The sequence below is a fragment of the Nocardia sp. CA-135953 genome (genome assembly GCF_050955735.1).
GTDB lineage: Bacteria > Actinomycetota > Actinomycetes > Mycobacteriales > Mycobacteriaceae > Nocardia.
This window is the reverse complement of record NZ_CP192082.1, coordinates 4818871-4845642: the sequence shown is the minus strand read 5'-3', so window position 1 is coordinate 4845642 and position 26772 is coordinate 4818871. Positions and strand designations below refer to the sequence as shown.

The following is a 26772-nucleotide window of genomic DNA, read 5'->3' as shown; positions in this document are numbered from 1 at the left end:
CATCCCCTCATTCTTCAGTCGTCGCAGCGTCGACGCCACGATCGAACCCGCAGGTCAAACCCCACATCACGACTTTGCCGGAGCCCTGCTGCGCGCCCCGATCCGTTACCGCAGACCGAACTGGGTTCGCAACAGCCCCACGTTCAGTCGCAGTGTTCGCCCGTCCGGCAGAGTTTCGAGCACCTGCGCGCCGTCCACATTGAGCAGCTGACCGAGGACGGCGGCAAAGCCATTGGCGCGGGTCGGTGGGTCGCCGACCCGTTGGGCGAGAGCCGTGGTGGATTGTGGACCGTCGAGTAGCGCTCGAATGGCCTTCTCCAGCTTCGAGTTACCTGGTTTGCGTGCCAGTTGTTCCAACTGTGCCGCGAACATATCCGATGCGAGCAGACCGGCTACCAGGTCCTCTGTCGGATTCGACGGCCGCGATACCGGTTCGGGGGCGGGCAACGGGATGTCCAGGGTTATCTGAGCGTCGACCTGTTCCGCGATCTGGTTGGTCAGGCGTTTGGTTGCCTTCTTGACGGCCGCCGGAGTCCGGGGCTCGGACAGCGCGTCAGCATCATCGCGCCACCAGGACGGGCGCTGGTCGCCCAGTTCGCGCCAGCCGGGCGGTCGCTCGGCGCCGTAGGGGAGGAAGGCCAGGACCGGGATGGTGACCTCTGCTAATGCAGCGCCGCCGTGGTAGCCGGCTTTTTGAGCGGTGTATCGGGAGTCGTTGTCCCACAAGGCAACGATTGATGCTCCAGGCTCGGGCCAGACGACTCGCGGGCCGTGCAGCAGGATTTCGGTTTCGGCGCGGCGGTCGAATTCGGTGGCGGGCAGACGGTGTCGCGCCGACTCGATATCGGTGGCGTCGACGGGCTTGCCGTGGCGGTCGATGACGTGGCCGTGGTCGCTGGTGATCAGCACGACCATGCCCTGAGCCGTCGCTGCCGAAGCGAGTGCCCGTAGGTCGCCGATCTCGCGGGCTTCCCACCCGGAGTCGTCGAGTTTGGCTTCTTTGGCGAGGCGGTCGTCGATGGTGTTGAGGACGACCGCGACGTGACACTCCGGATCGTCGAGCGCGGCGTTGAGGTCGGCGCCGAAGCGTTCGCCGGGCTTGCTGCGCAGGTCTTTCTTGAAAAAGACGGCCGCGCGTTTCGCACCCCAGAACGAGTGCGCGGGGAAGAGGCGCTGCTCGGTTTTCTGGTCGCCCTTCATGAGCTGTCCGGCGAACAGCGACGTGCGGGAGACCGCGGTCAGGCTCGGCAATGCCGCGGCCATGCAACGGCGGCACTCTGCACCGACGGGCAGCGGATCGTGTTCGGCGAAGGTAGTGCGCAGTTCACCGGCCAGCTCGGTGGCGATGGACGCGCTCATACCGTCGATGACGATCAACAGAACGCGGTGCGCAGATGCCACGGGACGGACCACGCGATGCAGGAAGGTCTCGACGGTCAGCATTGCCCCCGGTGAAGTACCCGACTCGGTCCATATCGCAAGGTTCTTCGCGAACTCGCGGTCGAATTCCCGGCGCAGGGCACGGGCTCGGGTGGCAATGGTGTCGTAGGCGACGCGCAGGGCCGGGTCGTCGTCACCGCCCGCGTCGAGGTAGTCGAGGGCGCGGTCGGCCCAGGCGGTGCTGTGCATCTGACGGTTCAGTGCCGCGGCGACACTGCCGTCGACGGTGGGGTCGGGGTCGGTGTGCAGCCACCGGGTGAGGCGCTGGGCCATCCGCACTCGGGTGATGCGCACACGGTGATCCGCTGCGAGGTCATGGTCGCGCAGTGCGGCGACGGCCCGGTCGATCTCCGCGGGATTGCCGCGACCGAGTGCCTGCCCGGCAGCAGTGAACCTGGCTTCGAGTCCGGCCGCGAGCAGCGGACTCTGTGCTGCTGCTTCGCCCGCGCCGAACTGGCGAACCAAGAGATCGGCTTGCGCGAGGACGGTTTTCGCCGCTTTGTGTGCGGTCAGGGCGTCGTCGTCGGCGTCGTCGTGAAGGTCGGCGGCGACGCGCGCTTTGACCAGCACATCGCGCACATAGTCCTCGCAGGTGCGGCCGAATGTCGCGAGCAGGCGGTCGAGGGCGTCGCCCTGCACCGGAGGCCGGTCACCGAGCCAGCGTTCGACGCGGCCGCGTGCCTGGTAGACGGCATTGCCGGGGGTCGCGTGCTGCCACAGGGCCGCGCACACCAGCCCGTAGGCAAGTGCTTCGGCCCCGTGTCCGGCCAGGGTCAGCGCGGTGAGCGCGGTGCCGGTCGCACCGGATTGTTCCGGCTCACTGAGGAATTCGATGATGCCGTCGCGCTCGGGGGCTCGCAGGTCGAGCAGCTGTTGGGACGCGCCCGGACGTTGCGTCCACTCGAGCAGGGTGACGGGGTCGATGCGGTCGGTATCCGACGGGATACGCAATCGACGACCGGTCAGGGCGGTGAGCGCCGCGACACGGGAGAGGACTCGGCCGGCCATCGCGGTGGGCCACCCTTGGGCGCCTGCGGCGTCGAGCAGGGCTTCGCAGGCCCAGCCATCGCGTTTGAGCCGAGGGTCGATGGCTATGGCGCCGAACGACTCCCGGACGATGTCCCACCGGTCGACGGTGTGTACGCGGCCTCGGTGTGCGCGCGCGAGAATGGCCGGGTCCAGATCGTGTTCCTCGATATCGGTGAGTACCACCAGGACTCGCGGATCCGGTGCGAGTTCACGGGCGTGCGCCAGCACGATTTCGTGCACCGCCAGTGGGGATGCGGCGACCGACACCTGGGCGGCATTACCCTCGCTGAGGGGAAGGACGGGGGCACTGTCCCACTCCGGTTCGCCGCGCAGGAGCACGATAACCGGTCCGCCCGGTGCCGCGAGTTCGGTCTGGAGCCGCTTGTGCGCCGAAAGATACTGAGCGACTGTCGCTCTCGACAGCCGCAGAGCGGTGGTGTCGGTAGCGCTGGTCATTCGACAACCCGCCACAGGATCTCGATGGAAGCGTCGGGTTCCAGCGCCGCCAATTCGGCCAGGTCGGCGGAGAACTCCGCGACGGCGGCACCGGCGGTTGTTGTGTATTTGTTGGCCCGACGCCCAGTGCGCACGCTGACGGGGATGTCGGGCAGCGGGGGAGTGCTGGTGTCCGTGTTCAGGTTGACGTCGCCGGCGCTCGGTGGGGGCGGCGCGGGCTCGGCCGCCGGTGTTGCGGCCGCGGCCTGTTCCTTCCGCCGCTGTTCGAGGATTCGCCGGTTCAGCACGGTGACCTTCGCGCCCGCGCTGCGCAACGCCTCGATCAAATCGGCGGAACGCTGGTCGGCCTGAGCGGCAGTGCGCAGGGAGTCGAGCAGGGCTGCGCCCTCAGCGCCGAGCAGGGTGGCATCTTCGAGGCTGTGCCAGGCGGCATTCGCCAGCGCAGTGGTCACCTGATCGGCCGACTTGATGGAGGTTCCATACCGGTCGGCGTTGACCTCGGCCAGATCGAACCGAGCGAGCGCCTCGACGGCCTTCTTCGCGCCGGCCGACCCGCCGGTGCCGACCGTAGCAAGCGTGGATAGCAGCTCGAGCGAGCGTCGAGCCAACGCGAGCCGCTCTCCGGCGTCGCTGCCGTCGAGTTCGAGGAAGTCGGCGCGCTTCTGCAGTTGTTCGACGAGGCGAGCCGCCGAATCCTGGTATTTGGTTGCGGCACTGTTGATCTGACGGGCGAACTGCTGCACCGGACCACCGCGCAGCAGCGTCGGAGCCTTGTCGCCGAAGATGACCTCGAACCGGTTGCGCGCGGCATCGAAGTCCGATTCGGTCGGCAGCGGCTGGGTGCGCAACGCATAACCGGCTTGGATCTTGGTAAGTTCGGGAGTGTCGATGTGGACTCCGCCACGCACCCAGATCCGGTCGTCCATCTCGGCGAACGAGGCGATCACCAGGTTGGCGATGTGGGGTTCCAGGCCACGCGGCTGCGGCAGGTCGATCCAGTCGCCGAGGGAGATGACCGACAAATCGCCGGTGCTGCCATTGTTCTGGGCGGCGCGGCGGAAGTGGTCGGCCCATCGTCTGGACAACTCGAAGTAGGCCTCTTTCTGCTGGCCCAAGCCGAGCGGTTCGGCAATCCGGCGCATCAGCGCGCGTTCCTTGGCGGGCACTTCGAAACGTCCGTCGCGGGCTTCGGCAGCGCCCTTCACCTGCGCGAGAACGGTTTTCGCTTCGACCGGCTTGACGGCTACTCCGGTGCCTTCCGGATCTAGATTCGGGTGCTCGGGGAACTGGTGGGCGAGGAGCTTGCCCGCGAGGTTGCGGATGGCGTCGTGCAGCGACTGACCGATCGACACGGTCAGGCTGTCGATATCGGGTAGCGGGTGGAACAGCTCGCCCAGGTCGTCGGTGACATCCTCGGGTTTGCGTTCGGCCAGGCCGTAGGCCTGTTTGAAGGTGGCGAGCACACGTTGACGCAGCACTTCGCGCTGCGATTCGAGCAGCTGTTTGGCGCTGGCCCGGTTGTCGGGGTTGAGGTGCTGGGCGTACTGGGTGTCGAAGCGGTACGGGTCGGCGAGCGCCTTGGTGACGACCAGCAGTCGCCGGAAGTCTTCCCAGCGGGGTTTGGTCAGGTGGGTGGGCAACCACGCGACCGTGTTGGGGTGGTTATTGCCCTGCTCTTCCTTGAGCCGTCGAATCCGGTCGGCGTCTTCGATCGGCGTGTGGGCGCCTTCGTCGTAGGGCAGGTCGATGACGATGCGCCAGCGTCCCTCGTAGGCGGGCTGCAGGTCGTGATTCGGTAGCGCGTCGTCGTCGCTGACGTTGCCGAACACCACTTCCGCGATGCGATTGGACCCACGCCAGACGAAACGCAGTTCGTCGGCATCGAAGCGGCCGTTGGCACGATCGAGCCCGAACTCCTCGGCGAGCAGGTCGCGAGCGAGGGCGAGCCGGTTGGCCGGATTGTCGTTGACCTGTGCGTTGGCGATCACCGACTCGACATCGACACCGGAGAGTTCCAGGCGCACACCGGGATTGGCGTCGGTGCCCGTGGGCTTGATCTCGGGGAACCGACCGGCCCATTCGCCGATCATGTCCTTGATCACGCCCTCTTCCCGGCCGGGGATCATGGTGGTGATCGAGCCGTAATTGAGCGCGCCGAGACGGCGAATCGTCAAGTCCCGCAAAGCGGGAACACTGGGCGCGAGCGCCGCCAGCAGCACTGTGCAGGCGAGCCGGTTCTGGCCGACGAACTTCTTGCAGTTGCCGAGGAGTTTGGCGTCGGTGATGGTGTCGCGCCGGTTGACGTAGGCGTCGATATCGTCCTCGGTGACCTCGCACGTGCTGAGCAGATACGGACGCAGGCGCGTCTTGTACAGCTTGTCGGCGGCGTCGAAGAGCACCTTCTTGTCGGCGACGAACGGGCGGTCGCCACCGCGGGTGAGCTGCTCGTAGAGGTCACCCAGCGGGACCAGGTCACCGAGTCGCAGCTCGTTGCGGTGATCGGCGAGGAGCTGGCCCATCAGCTTCAGGCCGGTGCGGGAGCGCTGTAGCGCGGCCGAGATGTGGACGAGGGTGTCGAGGAAGGCGGGGGAGAACGGGTAGCTCAACCGGAACGACGCTTCGTCGGCACCGGTGGTGGACTCGTCGGAGCCGAGCAGAACATCCCACACCTTCGGACCGAGCTTCCTGGTCCGGTCGAATGCCGCGTCGAATTGGGCTGCCGCGGCGTCGTCGCGCGGTTTGAGCAGGCGCGCGTGCGCGATTTGCGGCAGGTTGCGGTCTTCGAGACTGATCAGATCGAAGCGGCCCGACGCATGGTTGAGCGCATCCTGAATCGCGGATTCCGCTGCGCCCGCGAGCTTTTCACCGACCAGCTCACGCAGGTCGCGCTGGCGGGCGATGAACGAGATGATCGGGATATCGCGACGGGCGTCGCCGCCCTCGCGAAAGTTGGTGATCTTGCTGGCTTCCCGTGCCACCCGCTTCTCGTCGTGGATGAGGCTGGCCAGCCACAGGATCAACTCGTCCAGGAACAGGATGATTCCGTCGTAGCCGAGCGACTTCGCGTGCGAGGCAATGACACTGAGGCCGGCGTCGAGGGAGATGAAGCCCGTCTCGTCCTCGGCGGCCTGCTGCGTGAAACCGGGCAGCAGAGTAGTGCCCGCATCGTGGACCAGCTTGGCGCGGAGCTCCGGGCCGGTGGTCGGATTCACCAGGTTGAGGGGGCTACCGTCGTGGGCCTCGGCCGCTGCCAGCGCGGTACCGAGTTTTTCGGTAGTCCAGAATGCTGTCGACTCGCCCCATTCGTCGTCGCCGTCCCCAGCGTTGTCGCCATTGAGCGCGGCGAGGAAGGGCTGCTCACCCATCGTTGTCCGCAGCGAGCGCAGGTTGATGAACAGCGCATCGGTGCGATACACCGGCGGGATTATCGCCTCCGGGTGCCGCTTGCGGACGAAGTCGACGTAGCCGCCGAGCACCCGCTGCTCCATCGCCTTGGCATCGATCATGTGATACGGCACCATCAGGAACTTCTTGCCATCCGACAGCAGCCATTCGTGCTTGGTGAGCAGCGGATCGAATTCGCTGCGAGAGCGAGCGACCGGATTGCCGGAGAGCAGGGCGTAGAGCACGGCCATGAAGTGCGACTTGCCGGCACCGAACGAACCGTGCAGGAAGGCCGGCTTGGAGGTGTTCCCGTCGAGCGCCGACTTGATCAGTGCGAGGGCTTCATCGAAGTTGCCGAGCAGGCGTTCGGTGAGCACATAGTCCTCGACGGCCTTGGTCGATCCTGCTTCGGTGACCGCGTCGGCAAGGGTGAGCACATAGTCCGACCCCGCGATGTGCTCTTTGATTTCGATGAGGTCGCGCAGAAGTGGGCGCTGGTCCATCAGTTATCCCCCTGTGGTGCTTCGGTTTTCTTCGTTGTGCGTTCGGCTGGTGTGCGGCGCCCGCGGGTGGTGGGCTGCGGGCGCCAGTTGCGCAGGTCGTCGTCGGTCAGGCCGTGTTCGCCCTGCCTGTCGTGCCGGTCGCCCGCGAGGAATGTCGACGGGGCGATGCCGAAGTTCGGGTCGATCTCGTTGTGCCACTGGTCAAGCCAGGGCTGCAGTTCCAGCAGGCCCGCTAGGAACGGGGTGATCTCCTCGGTGGAGAGGTTGTGCTCGGCGAGGTAGATGGCGATGGCCATGGCTTGTTCGCGGTGGTCCCAGCCTGCCCAGCCATAGAGGTCCGGGGTTGCCGCGTTGGTCGATCCGTAGGAGATGAACCGTTCCTTGGGCACGTCGAGCTTGCCGCGCGCCTGCCAGAAGGGAGTGCGCAGGAAGTCAGCAGAGGTGTACTTGGGTGGGACCGGGATCGTCTTGCGGAAATCGTTCTTGTCGGCGCCGTCGGGCATGGCGTCTTCTTGACGCTGCATGTCCCAAACGTGTTCCCAATCCTTGCGCTTCTTCAGGCCGGACGGCTTGTAGCGCAAGGCGGATATGAACGGGACGTGCTGGTCGGTGATCAGATCGGCGACCACTTTTGCCAGGTCGGTGCGGGGTGCGTAGAGGGCGGCAACTGAGACGAAGTCGTGGTCGTTGGTCAGGCGGTCGGTGAGTTTGGTCGGAGTGAGAAGCTGTGGTTGGTCGCTGGCGTCAAACCACAGGTCACGAGACTCGATGCGGTCCAGTAACCACAGGCGAAGTGCCGTCTCCTGCAATGCCTTCCACCCGTCGGTTCGCCACCTGCGCTTGTACTCGGGTCGTTCGATCATGCCGATCGCGCGGTTGGTTTCGATCGCGTCGATTCGGCGTTGCACGAGTTCCCGGTATGACGAAGGCCAGCTGGTGGGAATCTCGGTGGTCGGTGTGCCTCCGTGCCGGACGAACCACTGGTCTGATGCTTCCCCGTCGGACAGTCGGCGGGCGACCACGATCTCGAACGCGCGTTCGCCGAAGTTGAGTTCGGGAACTTCGCTGTCCTGGGCTGTCAGGTCTGCTGCCTGCAGGCCGTAGATCGAATAGACCTGCCAATCAAGTTCTTCCTGCAGTGCGAGCATTTCTGAACGGATTGATCGCCAACGGGTCATCCCGTCGCGCAAGGTGGTGGCAGTCGGGACTTTGTTGTCGCACAAGGCGTTCGGGCTAACCGTTGCCAGATCGCGCGCTAGTTCGTCGAGCCTTGTAGTGAGGGCGGTAGGAAACCTAGCGGGCAGCGGGAATTCCTCCAGCTTGGTGCCGGTGAACTCGAATCGGTTCTCCCATGGCTCATCTGAGATCCCGCGTCCAATACCGCCGCCGCCCTTGCTCTGGCTGACCATCTTGAGCCAGAAGCAGGCGGTGGAGCTGTTGAGCAGCCCGAGCAGCCGCAGATGCTCCTCCTCGCTCGCCCCCTCCGGCAACTTGATCACCGGCGCGGACTGCTTGAACACCTTCCCGCCCCGGTCCAGCACGAAATGGTTGTGCGTTGCCACGAACGCAAAGGTGATCGTCCATGGGTGAGCGCCTGGACTGGGTGTTGTTTGATGCCATCCATACCATGAACGGCCGTCGGAAAAGTATGTTCCTTTCGAGAATGTGGCGCGATTCCCCATAGTCGTGCGACCTGGCCAGAACCATTTGAACTCGGCCGAGTCCTGCTGCAATGGAAGGAGTTTCAGGTCGTCGGAATAAGGGAAGAAGCTGTAGGTATCGCCTTCGCGTAGCCAGTCGCGGACTTCATCGCCGAGCACGAGATCTTTTCCAAAAGCGTCGCTACAACCCCGGCGGTGCCAGGCGCGCTGACTGGAAAGCATGATGTCGTCTGCATTGGTCATTCCGAAAACGCCGAGGCGGCTGGTTATCGTAGACAAGGTCGACGCACACGATTCGTTCAGTACTTCGGTAAGTTCAAGGCCCCCGTCGAGAAGTATCCAAGGCTGCTTGCTGAAGTATCGTTGCCGGTCGAGATCATCAACAGAGACCCATTGGCTGATGCTAGGTACCTTGTCGATCTGGTCGACAATTGATTGCCATACGAATCCATCCTCGGGGTTTGTTGGCGCTTTTGGCTCGCCCTGAACGCTTCGGACAGCACGAATTCTGTTGTTGCGGCTTCTGCCGGAGCGTCGTGTTCCGACGAGGATAACGGTCGGTGTGCCGTGTCCAGGAATGTAGGCGCCCGACGTGTCGATAACCTCGGTGAGCTCGACCGCGTGACCAAAGAACTCCTCGATGAGCTTCGTCCCGAACTCGCGTTTCATGAAGGAGTTCGCGGTGATCTGCCCGACTCGACCATAGCCGTTCCCGCCAGTGTCGCCGAGCTTTGCGAGTTCAAAGAACCTCTGGGCGAAGGGAACAGACAGTGCGTACTTGCCTGAACAGGCCTTGTAGAGCCCACGGTAGAGCTCGTTTAGGTCCTTGTCCTTGACGGTGATGTAAGGCGGGTTGCCCACAACCACGTGATACCGCCCTGAATCAAGAATCCCCGGGTAGTCGTGCACGTCCTCAGTTGCGTAGGAGAACTCGGCAAGCGGGTCGCCGCTGTCCCCGTCGAGGCTGAGTTCCAACTGCCGTGCCTTGATCAGCGAATCGCCAACAGCGAGCTTGATCGGCCACTCGTAGCGTGCCGCTTCGGCGAGGGTACGCACGTTGGCGGCGGCCATCGCAGCTACCAAGAGTCGGAAGCGGGCGATGGCGATCGCGAACGGGTTGAGGTCCACGCCATGAACGGAGTTCAGCGCGGCTTGCACTCGCTCATGTCGGTCCTTGGTCGGCTGCTCATCAGCCCACCGCTCGTTCAACCGTTTGAACGCACCGAGCACGAAGTGCCCCGACCCACACGTCGGGTCGATGAGTTTGATATCGGCATAACCGAATTCACGAATGGCGGGTTCGAGGGTGCGGTCGAGGATGAATTCCTCTACGAATTCAGGGGTTTGGAGGAGGGCGTAATTCTTGCGGATGTCTTCGGAGAGGTCTTGGTAGAGGTCGCCGAGGAAACGGGTGTCCCAGCCGTTGATGCCGTCTTCGTCGAGGGGGTCGGTGAAGTTGTGGACGAGTACGCCGTGTTCGTCACGGGTGCGCCAGAATTCGATGAGGTCGCGGGCGCCGTCGTGAGAGAGGGGGATTTGGTAGAGGGCGTTGTGGTTGGGGTCGAAGAGGAGTTTGCCTGCTTGGCCCGCGCCGAGTTCGGCGAAGGCGCGGGTGAGCCAGCCTCGGTAGGTGGGGTCGGGGTCGGATTCGACGTAGGCGTCGTAGCGGGCGTGGGCCAGTTCGCGGCGGTCGTCGGTGGGGCCGGTGAGGTAGGGCTCGGCGATGAGGCGGTTGTCTTCGCAGAAGCGGACGAAGACGGTGCCGAGGACCCAGGCTACGGCGACTTGGGTGATGCGTTCGTCGAGCCACGAGGTTTCGGTCGCTGCGGTGCGGTTGAGTTTGCGGGCGTGGGCCCACTCGTCGTGCAGGCGTGCTTTCACCTCGGGCAGGGCGCGCAGCTGTTTGTTCAGGTCGGCCTCTGCCGCGGTGACCTGTTTTTTCAGGTCGGAGAGCAATGCGGCGCGGTCGATCATGCGGTGGCTCCTGTGTCGGTCGATGGGCTGGCACGGTGGATGTTGTTGATCCACGAGGCGGGCAAGGGAATCCACTCGTTGAGAGCCGATTGGTAGGGCACGGCAACGGCACCGAGGTGCGGGGAACGCATCGGGTCGGACTGCGGGCACAACAACCACAGACCGCCCTTACCACGCCGGGCCTGCTCGGCCAGGCGGCCGAGCACACCCATCGCGTCATAGCGGGCGAACACCAGAGTGTCGGTGAGGAGCAGTGGGCCGTTACCGGCGATGTTGTCGGCGATCTCGGCTTCGATGCGGCTCCAGGCGGTGCGCGCGTATTCGGAGAACTTCATGGCGGCGCGGGAACCGGGCGGCGCGACGTCGGCGCGCAGGATGGTCTCCCAGGTCGGCTTCGTATCAGGCGGCACGAGGTCGTGCATAGTGGCCAGGAACAGCGCCGTCGCCGACATCGGGCGGGCGGAGAAACGGTCCCGCAATTCCGCCGCGGCGTTGGGGCGTTTCCTGTCGTCATTGCGCATGATCGGCGCGGTGAGCACCCGAAATCCGTCGCGCAGCGTCGCGCCGGCGAGCAGATCCTCGGCGCGGGCGGCCCTGGCCAAGTTCGGGTCGTCGGAGTAGCGGCCCAGCGCGTGCGAATTGACGGCGGTCGTCCAGCGGGGAGCATGCTCGGTGAAGCTGGAGTTCTCCTCGGCGTGCTCGGGAAGATAACGCTGGACCCGCGACACCGGGTGCGTCTTGACTACCAGGCCGAAACCCGCCTCCCGCAGTGCTTTTGTGAGCTCAGGAGTTGGCAGTTCATTGTCGCTGCCCGCGATGAACAGCTCCGGGAACCGTGCCAGGATGCGGTCGAACACCGTCCGTGCCAACAGGCCGGCCTGCTGTGGTAGCGGCACACCGGGCGTGAGGGTGACCAGGCCCGCCTGAGTCAACCGGACAGCTCGCACCAATGGCAGGTCGCGCGGATAGATTTCCAGCCGCGGGGTGACCGCGGCATTGCGGGACGCGCTGACAGCCACTTGAACCAGACGACGCTCGTCCAAGGTGAACGCACCCTCGGGCGGCTCGATCGCGCCAAGTCGATCGAGCACCGTCGCGGCGGTCGGCAGGGTTTCCTGGTCGGCCAACGCGTCGGCGGTTTTGCCCAGTCGCAGCGCGTACTGAGCCAGCGCGGGCGCCGCCGGTGTGTCGAACGCGGCATCCTCGTCGGCCTCGAGCGCCAGCACGACCACCGGGTTCGCGCCCGAATCGCGTTTCTGGGCAACGTAGATCGCGGCCTCGTCCGGGGCGAGCTGTTCGACTTCCACGACAACCCGAACCGCGGCAAGCCCCAAGGCGCGCCGTTGCGCGCGCTCGTGCAGCCGGGTGCCGCGCCGGGCGATCAGCGCGTCGGCGAGTTCGGTCGCCGCCGCGACGCGGCCGAAGCTCTCCAGCAGTTCCAGCACCTGCTCGCGCAGGGCCTGCACCGCCGGATCTTTCTTCCATTGCTGGCGTTGGGTTTTCAGCAGCTGAGCGACGCGTCCGGAGGTCAGGCCGAGAGTGTCGGCCACAGCTGATTGGGTCGGCCATGCATCGAGGTCGGGCAGGTCGCCCGCGCCGGGGATGCGCAGCAGTCGGGCTACCGCATCCACCTTGCTGGCATTGGCGCCGTTGTTGTTGCGTTCGGGAACGAAACCGGCGGCGAGGGTATCCAGGCTGAGGGCGCGCAGCAGACCTGTGCTGAGGTCGGTTCCGGCGGCGGTGAGTTCGGCCTTCGCTTCCTTCCTGGCTTCCGGTGTGAGCGGTGCGGGCTCCTCCTTGCCCAGGCGCCGACCCCACTCCTTGAGCCGGTCCTGGATCTCGCGGCGCGCGCGAACGCCCAGACCCGGTGCGTTGATCAGCTTGCCGCGGCCGTAGTCGAGCAATTCGCCGACGGTATTGACACCGAGGCCGTAGAGGAACTGCTCGGTCGCCGCGGTCATCCCCGCCTGCGATAGGTGGGTGTCGACGGTCGCCTGCTCCGCGATCTGGCGCCGCTGATCCTCCGGCGACACCTCGTCCACGTCGACCGGCGGTGCCGGATGTGCGCTCAACGGCCGCGACGGCACCGATCGGCTCATGTCCAGGAAGATCTTGCGCCACGCGTCACGCATCGGCTTCAGATCCGAAAAGCGTTGGGCCACATCACGATGCAGGGCCTTGCGGAAGAACTCCACCAGGCCGTCGCGCACCGACGGGTCGAATGCATCCACGGCGATCCGGGGATACGGGAATTCGGCGGCGTCCAGCTGGCGCGGCAGTACACTGCCGTCGCCCCAGCGGGGCAGCTCGCCCGAGGCCATCTCGTGCAGGGTTACCGCCAGCGCATAGCGCTCGGCGTGGGCGTCGTAGACGCCGCGGGTCACCGTGGTGATGAACGGGTCGAGGTAGCCCTCGGTGCCGGCTTCGGTGTTCTGCACCGGGTAGCCGGCCAGCGAGAAGTCGATGAGGACGAGCTCGCGAGTTCGGTTGGGGCGCACGCGAATCGCGATATTGTCAGGTTTGAGGTCGCGATGCCAGACGCCCTCGCCCTCGAGGAAATCGAGGGCGCCGAACAAGTAGTCGCTGTACGTTTCCAGACGGCCGACCTGCAGGCGGCCGTTGTCGCGCAGTTCGCGGGCGACTGTTTCCTCGGTGCGGTGCTTGGATTCCTGTCCCAGTCCCTGTTCGTCGCCGACGTATTCGAGGACCAATGCGGTGCGGTCGGCGAGCGTCAGTACGCCCGGATCGACCAGATCGATGATGCCCGAGTGACGGCGCAGGCCACGCAACACGCCTGCTTCGCGGATCAGTACCTCGCCGCGGTCGTCCGAGAGTGCAACCTTGAGCACGGCATACGGCTTGCGCTTCTCGGGATCGGCCTGCAGATCACGCACGAGCAGGGCGCGGCTCGTGGACCCGGTGCCCAGGCGGCGCCGCACTTCCCAGCGGCCTGCCAACACATCGTCGCGGACTGCCTCGAGTGGGTCGAGGTCGGGTTCGTCGACTTCCTCCTCGGCGGGTGTGGTCAGTGCGTCTTCGACATCCTCGAGCACCTCGATGAACTCGGCGATCGAGGTGAGCCGGCGTGCGGGACGGTAGTCCGTCGCCGCCGCGACCAGGAGGTCGACATCCTGCGGCAGATCGTCGACCAGAGCACTGGGACGCAGCTCCTCGCCCGCTTCGAAACGGGCCAAGAGCTCGGCCTGGGTACTGGCAGGCGCCTTGCCGGTCACCAGCAGGTAGGTGAGCATGCCCAGGCCGTAGACGTCCATGGCGATGGGATCGGGCGAGGTCGCGGCAACCTCTGGGGCGAGGTAGGCGTCCGAACCGGTCGACAGGTGCTGCGCCGACAACAGCGTCGGGGCGTGGCGCGTCATGGACAGCGCTGTGCCTGCCGAGCGTTGCGTCGCCACCTGCCAGTCGGAAATTTGCAGCAGTGGCGCGCGCCACCGTTGGGTTTCAGTCGAACCACGGTGGGGAACAACGTGAATCGAGCGCGCGGCGAGTGCGCGGTGGTACAAGCGTGAGGAATGCGCCGAGCACAGTGTCTCCGCCAGTTGACGCACCAAGCTGATGCGATCGCCGATGTCCAGCGAGTCTCCGTAGCGGGCGAGGTATTCGTCCAAGTGCACGGTGTCGGGGTGGTACCGGAAGATGAGCGCGGGGCCTGCGGAGTGGCCGGAGGAATCGAAATGCTCCAGCTGCACCGCACCCGGGTGCCGGAACCGGCGCAGCACCGCTGCCTCACGACGTGCCGCGGCATCCACCGATTTGCGGGTGTCTTCATCGGCGCCGCGTTCACGCAAGTAGACGCGCACGCGAACCTGCTCGCGCAGTTCGGCGTGGACGGCGAGATAGTCCTGCCATGTCGGACCCGCATCGATCGGCTTGCGCTGCAACAGGTACGGGCCGACGGTGAATTCTGCGTCGCTGCGGCGGACGCCCGCATCTTCGAACGCCTTCTTGATCTTCCTGGCCAGGCCGGCATCGATCCGGCGCCTGGCCTCGGTGACCGGCGCATCGAGCCGATCCAGCAGTTCCTTGACCGTGTGCGTGTTGGCGCGGTCACCCGCGGGCAACTCGAACCGCAGCCCCTGATTGGTAAGGCAGACCGCCGAACTCACGAACACGCGGGTCCCGTTGTTACCCAGCAGGCTCGCTAGTTCCTTGCTTTTCTGGTTCACCAGGTGCAGCGGACTGCGGAACAATCTGCGGCCGCCACGCTTGTTCGTCTGAACCCAGTCGCCGCCCTCCGAGGACAGGCGGCCACTCCAATCCTTGAGCTCGATCATGTGCACCCCGTTGGGGGCGATCACCAGCAGATCGACCTCACGCACGTGCCCGGTGTCGGCCGTGAAGGTGAAGTTCGACCAGGCAAACCACGGATCGACATTCGGCAACTGTGTCCGGATAGCTTCCAGCCCCCGGCGCTCGTGCTCGAAACTCGACTCGGTGACCGTTGTCCACCGACCCTCGTCCATACTCGCGCGTCCTGTTCTCGTCGTCCCTGCCGGCCCCGCCGCCGCGAAGACAACAGTAGCCGCCGGAATGCTTGCCCGAAGCACTGATGGCGATCCGCCGGGTCATGATCGCCGTCGGCTCTGCGTGGATTGTCAGAGCAGGTATTGCGGGCACTACGCCTGGATAGCGGCGTCGAGGAAGGTGAACGGGATCGGCGCGTCATCGAACTGGCGGCACAGATCAGCAGTGTCGAGACCGGTTGAGGGCTGCGGATTCCCGCTGGGGTGACGACATCGTTATCGAAACGCCCGGCTCTGCTCTCCGCAGAGACCACGGCGGTCGGCGCACCGGATCCGAAAACCTGTGACACTGGAGGACCTGTCGCATCGGTATGAGTGAAAGTACCTGGCCTGCCACAGGGTTCGGTGCAGGTCGGAGCGAACTTCTGCTCCATCGTGATCACTTTCCGGCGCATCGACGCAGACTCGGAGACGACCCCAACAGTGTCAGATGCGCATGGGCCATGCGATGGCCGGGTACGGAACGGTTTTGGCACATATCCAGTGAAGCTCGCACATAGGTTCCACCTTCTGTGCCGCGCGCACCGGATATGCGACAGCTTGGGCTGGCGCGCTTGGGCGCCGCAAGGTTGAGTCGGAGGGCTAGGGGACGGCGGGTGTGCCGCCGGGGACGACGGGTAGGCCGGCCGCTTGCCAGGCCCGGAAGCCGCCGATGAGGTCGGTGGCTCGGTGCAGGCCGAGTTCGAGGACGTCGGCGGCGGCGAGGCTGGACGCGTAGCCCTCATTGCAGACCAGCACGACCGGAGTGTTCTCGGTGAGACCGGGCAGCCGGTGCGTGCCGGTCGGGTCGAGCCGCCATTCCAGCACTATTCGTTCCACCACGACCGAGCCGGGGATTTCGCCCTCGGCGAGTCGGTTGGCGTGCGGGCGGATATCGACCACCAACGCGCCGTCGGCCAATAATGCCGCCGCTTGCTCTGGGGCGACGCGATTCAGTTTGGCCCGCGCACGGTCGAGCCTGTCCTCGGCGCTGATACCACTACCTTCTTTCATAGCTGGAACCTTCGGGGAATGCTTTCGGTGCTTGTCCTTCGAGGACTGAAATGAGACGGCGTCTCATACGCCGACGAAATCTGTGAGTGCGCGGTATTCGCGGACCGGTCGCAGCGGTGGTGAATACGCGTGCACCGAGGCGGCCGGGCGGGTGCTGTGATTGCGCAGTCGATGCGCGCGATCCGGTCCGAATGCGACCGTTTCGCCCGCCCGCCATTGCGTCGTGCGGACCGGGCCGTTCGGATGACGGTATTCCTCGCCGAGTTCGCCGATGGACACCGTGAACGAGCCGGAGGCACCGCCGTGATCATGCGGTTCGGTGCCCTGCCCTGGTGCCCACGACAGCAGCCACACCTCGACGCCCATGGTCAGCGCCAGCCGGGTCCACCAACGTTGCTGTGTATCGAACCGCACGATGTCCAATAGTGGTGTGGCCATGGCATCGGCGACCGACCGGGTCAACTCCCGCAATTCGGTGGGTGACCACAGCGTCCGCTCCGGACACACCGCATCGCGCATCAGCGGTAGATCAACAGCGGGATGAATATCGTTGGTGTGCTCGAGATTCACCGGCAGTGATGTGGTCAAGCGAGATACTCCTGACAAGATCGTGGGGACAATCGACTGCTGCCAAACCGCGACTAAGCGGTCTCGCGATTGTCCGGCACCACGACGCCGTTGCCATCGGTCTCGATCACCATGAGCAAAACCCGCCCACCCCATCATCGGTGCGGCGTGGCGCACCCGACTGGTCGAAGCGGTGTGGGGTGCCGCCGTAATCGCGCCTGTGGACGGGAATGCATCTGATGAGCCACCACCCGGTCCGTGCTCTCGACCACGCCTGTGGGTCACATCCGCGCAGGGCAGCAGACGCGCGGTCAGCTGTCCGACGATCGCCTGGACAGAGGCGCTAATCGCTCTCTTCGCGGAGGCTTTCGAGCATGTCGGCGGCCCAGCAGACGTCGACCGAATCTGGCCCGGCGACGCCCATCGTGGCCATCACGGTCAGCAGCATGCCGGTGCCGAGGAAGTCGCACATCTCCGGGACGGATGCGCCGGTGAGTTCCTTGACCACGTCGTAGATGCCGCCGAAGCGGGCGCGGACATCCGGACCGATGGCCGGATCGGAGGCGGCGGCGAAGGACTGCAACAGGACTCGGAGTAGTTCGCGTTCATTGAGAAAGGTTTGGTAGCCCACGCCGAGCGCGCGCATCTTCTCCTCCCCGGTGGAGTCCGGCGTGATGCCCTCGGCAGCGGCCGCGCGGAAGACTTCCTCGATACGGTCGTACACCTGATGCGTCGCGGCCAGGAACAGTTGCTGTTTGGTGCCGAACAGGCGGATCACATACGGCTGCGAAACCCCGGCCAGTCGCGCGATCTCATCGGTTTTCGTTGCGGCATAACCGGATTCGGCGAAGGCGATGACGGCCGCGCGCAGTACTTCCTCGCTGCGCTCGGTCGCGGTCATCCGGGTTCGGGCTGAATTCGCCATCGTGCTCCACTTCGTCGTCGGCCGCTCGCCATTGACATGTTATCAGCCGATGCATACTCTTCGAAAAGTTAGTTATCAGTCGATTACAACAAAGGCTGGATATGTCCGAGACACTCGTAACCGCCGCCTCGCAGGCGGCCGTCGAACCGCACACGGGCGGGCGGGCGCTGGCCGCCGTGCTGGCCGCGGTCGGCATCCCGATGTTCATGGTCACGCTGGACAACCTGGTGGTGACCAATGCGCTACCGGTGATCCGCACCGAACTCGGGGCCTCCCTCGCCGATCTGCAATGGTTCGTCAACGCCTACACGCTGGCCTTCGCATCGCTACTGCTCACCGCGACATCCATCGGTGACCGGCTCGGCCGCCGCCGGGTCTTCCTGGCCGGTATCGCGATCTTCACAGCGGCATCGGCGGTCTGCGCGCTGGCCACAGAGCCCTGGATGCTGATCGCGGCCAGGGCGATTCAGGGTTTCGGTGCGGCGGCGGTGATGCCGCTTTCGCTGACCCTGCTGTCATCGGCGGTCCCGGAGAAGATGCGCAGTGCAGCCATCGGCATCTGGGGCGGCATCTCCGGACTCGGCGTCGCACTCGGCCCGCTGATCGGCGGCGCGGTGGTCGAAGGACTGAGCTGGCAGTGGATCTTCTGGGTGAATGTGCCGATCGGCGTACTGGTGCTGCCCTTCGCAGCGCGGGTGCTGACCGAATCGCACGGCCGGGCCAAGCGGCTGGATCCGCTCGGGCTGGTGCTGTCCGCGGGCGGCGTACTCGCGGTGGTGTGGGGCGTGATCCACGGCGCCGATGACGGTTGGACCTCGACCGGCGTGCTGACCGCGCTGATCGGCGGTGCGGTGCTGCTCGGCCTGCTGATCGTCTGGGAGTTGCGGACGCCGGATCCGATGCTGCCGCTGCGATTGTTCCGCTCGCGAGCATTCGGGGTGAGCAATACGACCGTCTTCACCTTCTCGGTCGGCGTCTTCGGCTCGATCTTTCTGCTGGCGCAGTACTTCCAAGTGGTACAGGGCTTCGGGCCGCTGCAATCCGGCATCCGGACCATGCCGTGGACGATGGCGCCGATGGTGGTCGCGCCACTCGCCGGGATGATCGTGGATCGGGTCGGTGCGCGGAATCTGCTGACGGCCGGACAGACGTTGCTGGCGGTGGCCTTGGCCTGGATGGCTGCGGTGACCTCGGTCGACGCGAGCTACCTCGCATTCGTCGGGCCGTTCCTGCTCGGTGGCATCGGGATGGGCCTGACCTTCGCACCCGGTGCGACGGTGGTGATGGCCAGTGCGAGTCCGGAGGATCGGGCTATGGCCTCGGGCACCAACAGCACCATCCGTGAGGTGGGTGTCGCGATGGGTGTCGCGGTACTGGCCTCGGTCTTCAGCTCATACGGTTCCTATGCGGACCCGCAGAGTTTCGTCGACGGTCTGATTCCCGCCGTGTGGGTCGGCGCCGCGATCGTCGCGGTGGGCGCAGTGGCTTCCAGGCTCCTGCCCAGCCGCGTCACCGCTGTGGAGTGATCGCCCGGCACTGATCGGGTAGGCATGCGCCCGCTCCCACGTTCACTCGCGTGGGCCGGGCGCACGGCTGTGTTGTGGGAGGGCCGCTGTGGCAGGGTGTGCGTTGCTGCTGGGCCGGGTCGACGTGGTGGGCGGATATGCGTGCCGATGTACGGCCTCGGTCCGCTGTGTGTCCCGTCCGCGTGCAGATAGCTGGGACGCTCGTTATCGACCGCGTTGTGCGCCGAGTCGCGCTGGCCTGGGTGAACTGCGCAAGTTCGAGACCGGCACACACTCGGCAAGCGTGTCAGCGGTAATCCGGATGAATCGGCCCGCGCGCATCTAATACGATTCGACCAGGAGCAATGTGGGTCGGCAATACCGTGGACCCGCGAACCGATCCCCAGGGGAGAGACGAACGATCGTGGCCGACGACAACGATGGAGTCGAGAACGCAGCGCTGAGCGAGGAGGCATTGGCCGCCGCCGCGGCAGAGGCCGAGAAGGCGTTTGCGGCGGCCGCCGATCTGGATGCGCTCGCGGTCGCCAAGACCGAGCATCTCGGCGGTAAGGGGCCGCTGGCGTTGGCGCAGCGCGCGCTCGGCAGCCTGCCGAAGTCGGAGAAGGCGGATGCGGGCAAGCGCGTGAACGTCGCGCGGGCGCGGGTATCGGAGGCTTTCGAATCGCGCCGCACGGTGCTGCTCGCGGAGCGCGACGCCGCCGTGCTGGTTGCCGAGACGATCGATGTGACGCTGCCCGCGCGCCGGGACGCCATCGGTGCACTGCATCCGATCACGGTTATCTCCGAGCAGATCGCCGATGTCTTCGTCGCGATGGGGTGGGAGGTCGCCGAGGGTCCCGAGGTCGAGACCGAGCACTTCAACTTCGACGCGCTGAATTTCCTGCCCGACCATCCGGCACGCACGATGCAGGACACCTTCCATATCGCGCCCGAGGGCTCGCGACAGGTATTGCGCACGCACACCTCGCCGGTGCAGGTGCGTTCGCTGCTCGAGCGCGAACTGCCGATCTATGTGGTGTGCCCAGGTCGGACCTTCCGCACCGATGAGCTCGACGCCACCCACACCCCGGTCTTCTCCCAGGTGGAGGGACTGGCGGTGGACAAGGGCCTGACCATGGCGCATCTGCGCGGCACCCTGGACGCGTTCGCGCGCGCCCTGTTCGGCCCGGAAACCCGGACGCGCATGCGTCCCAACTACTTTCCGTTCACCGAGCCATCGGCCGAGGTCGACGTGTGGTTCCCGGACAAGAAGGGTGGCGCGGGCTGGGTCGAATGGGGCGGCTGCGGCATGGTGAACCCGAAGGTGCTGATCGCCAGCGGGATCGATCCCGAGGTGTACAGCGGGTTCGCGTTCGGCATGGGGCTGGAGCGGACACTGCAGTTCCGCAACGGCATCCCGGACATGCGGGACATCGTCGAGGGCGACGTGCGTTTCACGCTGCCCTTCGGTATCCGGTCCTGACCTTGTCGATTTCAACGTCCCTTCGATCGAGAGAGCGAAACGTCAAGTGCGAGTAGCGCAGTCCTGGCTGACCGAAATCCTGCAGCGGACCACCCCCCACTGGTCGGTGACGCCGGAGGAGCTCGATGCCGGATTCGTCCGCGTCGGGCTGGAGGTCGAAGAGGTCGACAAGCTCCAGCGGGTGAGCGGTGATATCGATAAGCCGCTGGTGGTCGGTCGCGTCGCCGAGATCACCGAGCTGACCGAGTTCAAGAAGCCGATCCGGTTCTGCAAGGTGGACGTGGGCAACCCGGAGCTGCAGGAGATCGTCTGCGGCGCAACGAACTTCGCCGTCGGCGACCTGGTGGTAGTGGTGCTGCCGGGCGGGGTGCTGCCCGGCGGATTCCAGATCTCCTCGCGCAAGACCTACGGGCATGTGTCCAACGGCATGATCTGCTCGGTCGCCGAACTCGGTATCGGCAAGGATCATTCGGGGATTCTGGTGCTCGAGCCGGGTACCGCCGAACCGGGCACCGACGCCAATGAGCTACTCGGACTCGACGATACGGTCATCGAGCTGAATATCACGCCCGATCGCGGGTACTGTTTCTCGACCCGCGGGCTGGCGCGCGAGCTGGCGTGCGGGTTCGATCTCGAATACGCGGATCCGGCGGTGCGGACGCTGGCCGATGACGAGCAGGACGCGTGGCCGGTCCGGCTGGAGCCGGAGTCCAAGTGCACCCGCTTCGCGGTGCGCCGGGTCATCGGCATCGACCCGAATGCGGTGAGCCCCTGGTGGTTACAGCGTCGGCTGCTGCTTTCCGGCGTACGCCCGATCTCCCCCGCGGTCGATGTCACCAACTACGTGATGCTCGAGCTCGGCCAGCCGCTGCACGCCTTCGATGCGGCCAAGCTCAACGGCGGGCTCGTCGTGCGCACGGCCAACAGGGGCGAGACGCTGCGCACCCTGGACGAGGTCGAGCGGGTGCTCGATACCGAGGATGTGGTGATCGCCGACGATTCCGGCGTGGTCTCCCTCGCGGGCGTAATGGGCGGTGCGACAACGGAAGTCGGCGCGGAGTCGACCGATATCGTGCTCGAGGCCGCCACCTGGAATCCGCTGCTGGTCTACCGGACCGCGCGCAGGCACAAGCTGGTCTCCGAGGCCGGTAAGCGCTACGAGCGGGTCGTGGATCCGGAGATCAATGTCGTCGCGCTCGATCGCGCCGCCCGGCTGCTGGCCGAAATCGCCGGTGGCACTGTGCAATCCGCGCTCACCGATGTACGGGTGCCGGTGCCTGCCACGCCGCCGATCCGGATCGATATCGATCTCGCCGACCGGGTGGCCGGCGTGGTGTATCCGACCGGCACTTCGGCGCGTCGGCTCGCGCAGATCGGCTGCACGGTCGAGGTGGGCGTCGACGAGGCCACCGGCCACGGACAGCTCGTCGTCACGCCGCCGAGCTGGCGGCCCGACCTGGCCCAGCCCGCCGACCTCGTCGAAGAGGTGCTGCGGCTGGAGGGGCTGGAGCAGATTCCGTCCATCATTCCGACCGCGCCGGCCGGGCGTGGGCTGACCACCGCGCAGCGCCGCCGTCGCGCGGTGAGCCGGGCGCTGGCCTTTTCCGGCTGCGTCGAGGTGCCGCCGCCGCTGTTCCTTGCCGCCGGGGTTTTCGACATCTGGGGTCTGGACGCCGACGATCCGCGCCGCAACACCACGCGGGTGCTGAACCCGCTCGATATGGAGCGCGCGGAATTGGCGACCACGCTGCTGCCGGGGCTGTTGGAAGTGGCCGCGCGCAATATCTCTCGTGGTGCGCGCGATCTCGCGATCTTCGGGATCGCGCAGGTGGTGCTGCCCGGTCCGAATGTGCGCGCGGTGGCGGCGCTGCCGGTGGATCGACGTCCGACCGATGCGCAGATCGAGGAACTGCTCGATTCGCTGCCCGCCCAGCCGGTGCACATCGGCGCGGTACTGACGGGTCGGCGGGAACCGCGTGGGCCGTGGGGTGCCGGGCGTCCAGCGGAGGCCGCTGATGCCTTCGCGCTCGCCGATGTCGTCGGCGATGCGGCGGGCGTGAGCATCGAGCGTCGGCCGGCGGTCCACCTGCCGTGGCATCCGGGGCGGTGCGCCGAGTTGGTGGTCGATGGTCAGGTCATCGGGCATGCGGGTGAATTGCATCCGGCAGTTCTGGAGCGGGCGGGCCTGCCGCCGCGCACCTGCGCCGTCGAACTCGATCTCGACGCCCTGCCGCTGCGCGAATCCCGGCCTGTCCCAGTGGTTTCCCCGTTCCCGGCGGTACTGCAGGACGTTTCGGTGAGTGTCGCGAAGTCCGTGCCCGCGGCCTCGGTCGAATCGGCGCTGCGCACCGGCGGCGGTGCGTTGCTGGAGGATATCGCCCTGTTCGACGTGTACGAGGGCGCGCAGGCGGGTGAAGGTCGCAAGTCGCTGACCTACGCACTACGTTTCCGTGCCGGTGACCGGACACTGACCGAGGACGAAGCGAGTGCCGCGCGTGATTCGGCGGTCGCGGCCGCCGCCGGCGCGGTCGGGGCGGTACTGCGCGGCTGATGGGCTGCACCAGAAGTGGGAGACCTTCCTGACCTCGGAGCTGCCGCCGTTGATCGACCGTGAGCTGAAGGGCAACGGGGTCTACGCCGTGGACGGACTTTCGATGGGAGCGGGAGCGGCCAGTCATTGTGGCCGTTCGGCACCCCCGACATGTTCCGTGCGCTGGCGGCCTTCAGCGGTTGCTACTCCACCGACGGTGTCGGGCGATTCTCGGTGCGCCCTGTGGTCGAATCCAAGGTCGGGGGACCCGGACAGCATGTGGGGCCACGGTGGGCAACCCGGAGTGGGCAGCGCACGATCCGAGCAAACACCTCGACGCGCCGCGCGGCAAACCGGTCCACCTGTACGTCGGCACCGGTGTGCCCGGCCCCGACAATGCCCCGTTCGATAATCGCCACACAAGTGCCGCGTCCAGCTAGCTTCTGAGGTAATCGAGATCCGTCGAGCGCAGTCATATGGCGGTGCCGCAGGGCGTGTCGTGCCGCGTTTCGACTGCGCTCGGCGAGCGAGCCGGACCGGCGGAGCGCGGTGTTGCTGAGCATGAGCGGGAATAGGGCGGGTGTGGGTTGGGTTACACACGTCAGCCGTGTTTTGTGCGCGGCGGAATCCAGTGCGACGGCGGGAGATTCGATGAGTATGCGAGCCATTTGGAATGGCACGGTGTTGGCCGAGAGCGACGACACCGTGGTGGTCGAGGGTAATCACTACTTTCCGGCGGGAGCGTTGAAGACGGAGTACTTCCGGGACAGCGATACCCATACCGTGTGCGGGTGGAAGGGGCTCGCGTCGTATTACACGGTCGACGTCGAGGGCGCGAAGAATCCGGATGCCGCCTGGTACTACCCGGATCCGAAGCCGCAGGCCGAGCAGGTGCGTGACCGGGTCGCGTTCTGGAAGGGCGTCGACGTCGTCGAGGTGTAGTGCATTCGGGGAGTCCGCGCGCGGCGGCGGCGGGTTCCGGGTAAGAACGATGGCATGCGACATCCGGCCAGTCCGATCCTCAATGCGCTGACCTTCATGCCCGATCGCCAGGTCGTGCAGACGCCGTCGATCCTCGAGATGGACTACACCGAGTTGTCCATCCGCACCACCGATGGCGAGACGCTGCAGGGTTGGTGGCTACCCGCCACACGCTCGATCGGGCACGTCCTGTTCGCACACGGCAATGCGGGCAATATCGGCGACCGGGTGCCTATCTACTCGCTGCTCACCCAAATCGGTTTGGACGTACTGACTTTCGACTACCGCGGCTACGGCCGCAGCACCGGGCGACCCACCGAGTACGGCACCTATCTCGACGCCCACGCGGCCCGCGGGGTCCTATTGGAACAGCCGGGCGTCGACCCGGATCGTGTGGTCTACCTGGGAAAATCGCTCGGCGGCGGCGTGCTGCTCGAACTCGCGATCGAGCATCCACCCACGGGGCTCATTCTGATGTCCACCTTTACCGGGCTGCGTGACGCGGCCCGCTCGGTGTATCCCTTCCTGCCCAGCCCGTTCGTCCCGGACGCCTATCCGAGCCTGCGCCGCATCAGCAAGCTGCGCGCACCCGTGTTGATCATGCACGGCGACCAGGACGAACTCCTGCCACTGCGGCATGCCGAGCGGTTGTATGCGGCGGCACCCGAGCCGAAGCGCTTTGTGGTCTTTCCCGGCGGGCATCACAACGATCTGATCATGTCGACCGGCGTCGACTGGCAGGATTTGATCCGTTCCTGGGCGGGTGGACTGCTGACCCCGTGATTGCGGTGATGCGTAGCCTGGCGATATGAGCGATTTGGGTGAGATCACCGCGCGCCTCGCAGCACTGTCCGATGACGAACTATTGGCGGTACTCGGCACTGCCACCGCGGGGCGACCTCGGCTCTCGTGGGCGCACACCGCGGTCGTGGAGGCAGCCGGACTCGGTAATACCGGCTCCGCAGCCACTGTGAGTCCCGCCACTGTGACGCCGCAACCGCCTGACGAACAGTCGGGCGCCGGAGCATCCGGGCAGGTCGGAGGCATTTCTCCGGTACCCGCGGTACCGGTACCACCGACCGGTATCCCGTCCGGCTCCGAGGTGGGCGGATATTCGTCCGGCGGCGTACCTACCTTTGAGTCAGTTCGCGATAAGGTCGAGCAGCGCTTCGGCACCGCGCAGGGGATGGGCGAACTCGACCGGCAGACTCCTGCGGGCCGCAGCGCCGACGAACAATGGGAGGCGCGCGAGAAGGCGGCGCGCGAGCGTCTGGCACAGATACGGAAATCGTTGCACGGCAACGACGTCGACGCGAACGATCCGTAAGCTGACCGAGCGCGACGGACTACGAATGTGATGGTGGTATTCGATGAGCGAGCCGCGTGAGATCGCCGAACGGCTACTCGATGCCCAAGTGGAGTTCCTGCTGGCCGAGGTGAGCGGCGAACGCTTCACCGAGGTCGTCGTACGTGACGTGGAATCGGTGCTCGGGGTGGCCGACACCCTGATCTTCCGCGACGTCGTCGGCATCGCTGATGCCAAGGAGACGGTCCGCACTGTCATCGACCTGATCGGCGGTAGTCCGGTGATCGCGGATATGGTCGGGGTCTTCGCCGACTCGATCTACGACCATATCGCCGCGAACAACGAATACACATTGGGCCAGGTGGTCGACCGCGAACCGGTCGAGGCGCTGCTGGAGAAGATCTTCGGCATGCACCAGGCGCAGGAGCGCATCCTGGAGCGGCTGACCGAGAGCCCGCTGGTCGCCACAGTCGCCTCCAAGTTCGTGGATAAGCTCATCTCCGATTTCATGGAGGCGAATAAGCAGTTCGCGGGCAAGATTCCCGGTGTCTCTTCGCTGATCTCCATGGGACAGTCGGCGGCCAAGACCGCCAAGAAGGCCACCGAGAGCACCTTCATCGGCGATATGGCGGGCAAGGGTGCGGTATTCGCGCTCAAGCGCACCAACAATGCCATCCGGGAGATGTTGCGCGACGCTCCGGTGCACGATGCCGCGATGGAGTTCTGGGATCTGCACGCCGACGAGCCGGTGAGCGGTCTGCGGGACTATCTGACCCAGAAGGATCTCAACGAACTGGTGCTGCTCTGCTACGAGATCGCGGTGACCACCAGGGAGAAGGAGTATTTCGGGCTGCTCGTGGACGAGTGCGTGGATGTCTTCTTCACCAAGTACGGGGATTACACGCTGGCCGCGATGCTGCCGGAACTCGGTCTGTCCGGCGACGATATCGCCAAGGAGATCCTGCGGTATGGCCCCGCCGTCATCGACGGTGCGAAGCGCAATGGCGTGCTGGGCAAGCTGATTCGCGAGCGACTGGAGCCGTTCTACACCTCGGATGTAGTGCTCGGAATCCTCGGCGAGGTCAAGAGCTGAGTCCTCGGCGTGCGCGATGATCGCCGTTGCGGACCTCTTCGACTGTGCGGTCGAGCGTTTCGCGCAGCGTCGCGATCGTGTCGACCTTTTCGCGCAGTTGGCGAGACGGGGTGTCGAAGTCGTCGCGAGATTTGACCGAACGCGGTCGGAACTCGCCCTGGAAGTCGATGCCATTGGCGGTGCTGCGGACGCCGTCGCGCGCTGCTGATCGAATTCGGTCTGCACTGCGGCGGGGTCGACGCCGGGTTTGCGTTCGTCGCCGGCGATCCAGTCGGTGAGGCTTTCCACGACGTGCGAGGTATTGCTGGTCGCGACGGGAAGTGGTACCGAAGAATTCGGACGGAATCGTGCACAGTGAATCCTCGGCGCCGCTGTCTGCGACGGACGTCACGTCACACCGT

The 26772-nt window shown here is 65.8% G+C and carries 15 protein-coding genes and 1 pseudogene; 9 read left to right on the top strand and 7 right to left on the bottom strand.

Going from position 1 to position 26772, the window contains the following annotated elements:
• Nucleotides 1-105: 105 nt before the first annotated feature.
• The 7 genes from pglZ to ACQPXH_RS22220 all read right to left on the bottom strand — a co-directional run bounded on the left by pglZ (nucleotide 106) and on the right by ACQPXH_RS22220 (nucleotide 17473).
• Nucleotides 106-2925 (bottom strand): BREX-2 system phosphatase PglZ, encoded by a 2820-nt coding sequence (gene pglZ / locus ACQPXH_RS22250; RefSeq protein ID WP_433598465.1) that lies wholly within the window; start codon nucleotides 2923-2925, stop codon nucleotides 106-108.
• Nucleotides 2922-6812, bottom strand: a complete 3891-nt coding sequence (gene pglY, locus ACQPXH_RS22245) for a BREX-2 system ATPase PglY (protein WP_433598464.1) — start codon at nucleotides 6810-6812, stop codon at nucleotides 2922-2924. The genes pglZ and pglY overlap by 4 nt, the downstream gene beginning before the upstream one ends.
• Entirely contained in the window at nucleotides 6812-10447 is a 3636-nt protein-coding gene (gene pglX / locus ACQPXH_RS22240) for a BREX-2 system adenine-specific DNA-methyltransferase PglX (RefSeq protein WP_433598463.1), read from the bottom strand. Before pglX ends, pglY begins: the two co-directional genes overlap by 1 nt.
• Nucleotides 10444-14928 carry a BREX system serine/threonine kinase PglW gene (gene pglW, locus ACQPXH_RS22235; RefSeq protein ID WP_433598462.1) on the bottom strand — a complete coding sequence of 1495 codons (4485 nt, stop codon included), beginning with the start codon at nucleotides 14926-14928 and terminating at the stop codon, nucleotides 10444-10446. Before pglW ends, pglX begins: the two co-directional genes overlap by 4 nt.
• A gap of 642 nt (nucleotides 14929-15570) precedes the next feature.
• The gene (locus ACQPXH_RS22230) at nucleotides 15571-15963 is read right to left on the bottom strand and encodes a rhodanese-like domain-containing protein (protein WP_433603535.1); all 393 of its coding nucleotides are present in this window, start codon (nucleotides 15961-15963) and stop codon (nucleotides 15571-15573) included.
• Between the two features lie 81 nt (nucleotides 15964-16044).
• Nucleotides 16045-16569 carry a cysteine dioxygenase gene (locus ACQPXH_RS22225; RefSeq protein ID WP_433598461.1) on the bottom strand — a complete coding sequence of 175 codons (525 nt, stop codon included), beginning with the start codon at nucleotides 16567-16569 and terminating at the stop codon, nucleotides 16045-16047.
• A gap of 322 nt (nucleotides 16570-16891) precedes the next feature.
• Nucleotides 16892-17473 carry a TetR/AcrR family transcriptional regulator gene (locus ACQPXH_RS22220; RefSeq protein WP_433598460.1) on the bottom strand — a complete coding sequence of 194 codons (582 nt, stop codon included), beginning with the start codon at nucleotides 17471-17473 and terminating at the stop codon, nucleotides 16892-16894.
• Nucleotides 17474-17574: 101 nt separating this feature from the next.
• Here ACQPXH_RS22220 and ACQPXH_RS22215 point away from each other — a divergent pair, with 101 nt between their 5' ends.
• The 9 genes and pseudogenes from ACQPXH_RS22215 (at nucleotide 17575) to ACQPXH_RS22175 (ending at nucleotide 26371) form a co-directional block, all read left to right on the top strand.
• Complete coding sequence (locus ACQPXH_RS22215) at nucleotides 17575-18999, top strand: MFS transporter (RefSeq protein ID WP_433598459.1); 1425 nt, start codon at nucleotides 17575-17577, stop codon at nucleotides 18997-18999.
• Between the two features lie 403 nt (nucleotides 19000-19402).
• Nucleotides 19403-20461: a phenylalanine--tRNA ligase subunit alpha gene (pheS, locus tag ACQPXH_RS22210; protein WP_433598458.1), complete on the top strand. Its 1059-nt coding sequence runs from the start codon at nucleotides 19403-19405 to the stop codon at nucleotides 20459-20461.
• A 46-nt stretch (nucleotides 20462-20507) separates the two neighbouring features.
• Nucleotides 20508-23012 carry a phenylalanine--tRNA ligase subunit beta gene (pheT, locus tag ACQPXH_RS22205; protein WP_433598457.1) on the top strand — a complete coding sequence of 835 codons (2505 nt, stop codon included), beginning with the start codon at nucleotides 20508-20510 and terminating at the stop codon, nucleotides 23010-23012.
• A pseudogene (locus ACQPXH_RS22200) lies at nucleotides 22948-23220 on the top strand (alpha/beta hydrolase-fold protein); the annotation flags it as partial. The gene pheT and the pseudogene ACQPXH_RS22200, both read left to right, overlap by 65 nt.
• Nucleotides 23221-23281: 61 nt before the next feature.
• A complete protein-coding gene (locus ACQPXH_RS22195; protein ID WP_433603705.1) occupies nucleotides 23282-23431 on the top strand; it encodes a hypothetical protein in 150 nt (49 codons plus the stop codon).
• Nucleotides 23432-23648: 217 nt separating this feature from the next.
• Nucleotides 23649-23933, top strand: coding sequence for a DUF427 domain-containing protein (locus tag ACQPXH_RS22190; RefSeq protein WP_433598456.1), 285 nt, complete (start codon nucleotides 23649-23651; stop codon nucleotides 23931-23933).
• Nucleotides 23934-23987: 54 nt separating this feature from the next.
• Nucleotides 23988-24755, top strand: coding sequence for an alpha/beta hydrolase (locus ACQPXH_RS22185; RefSeq protein ID WP_433598455.1), 768 nt, complete (start codon nucleotides 23988-23990; stop codon nucleotides 24753-24755).
• 25 nt (nucleotides 24756-24780) lie between these two features.
• Entirely contained in the window at nucleotides 24781-25299 is a 519-nt protein-coding gene (locus ACQPXH_RS22180; protein WP_433598454.1) for a PspA/IM30 family protein, read from the top strand.
• A gap of 43 nt (nucleotides 25300-25342) precedes the next feature.
• Nucleotides 25343-26371 carry a hypothetical protein gene (locus tag ACQPXH_RS22175; protein ID WP_433598453.1) on the top strand — a complete coding sequence of 343 codons (1029 nt, stop codon included), beginning with the start codon at nucleotides 25343-25345 and terminating at the stop codon, nucleotides 26369-26371.
• Nucleotides 26372-26772 lie beyond the last annotated feature (401 nt).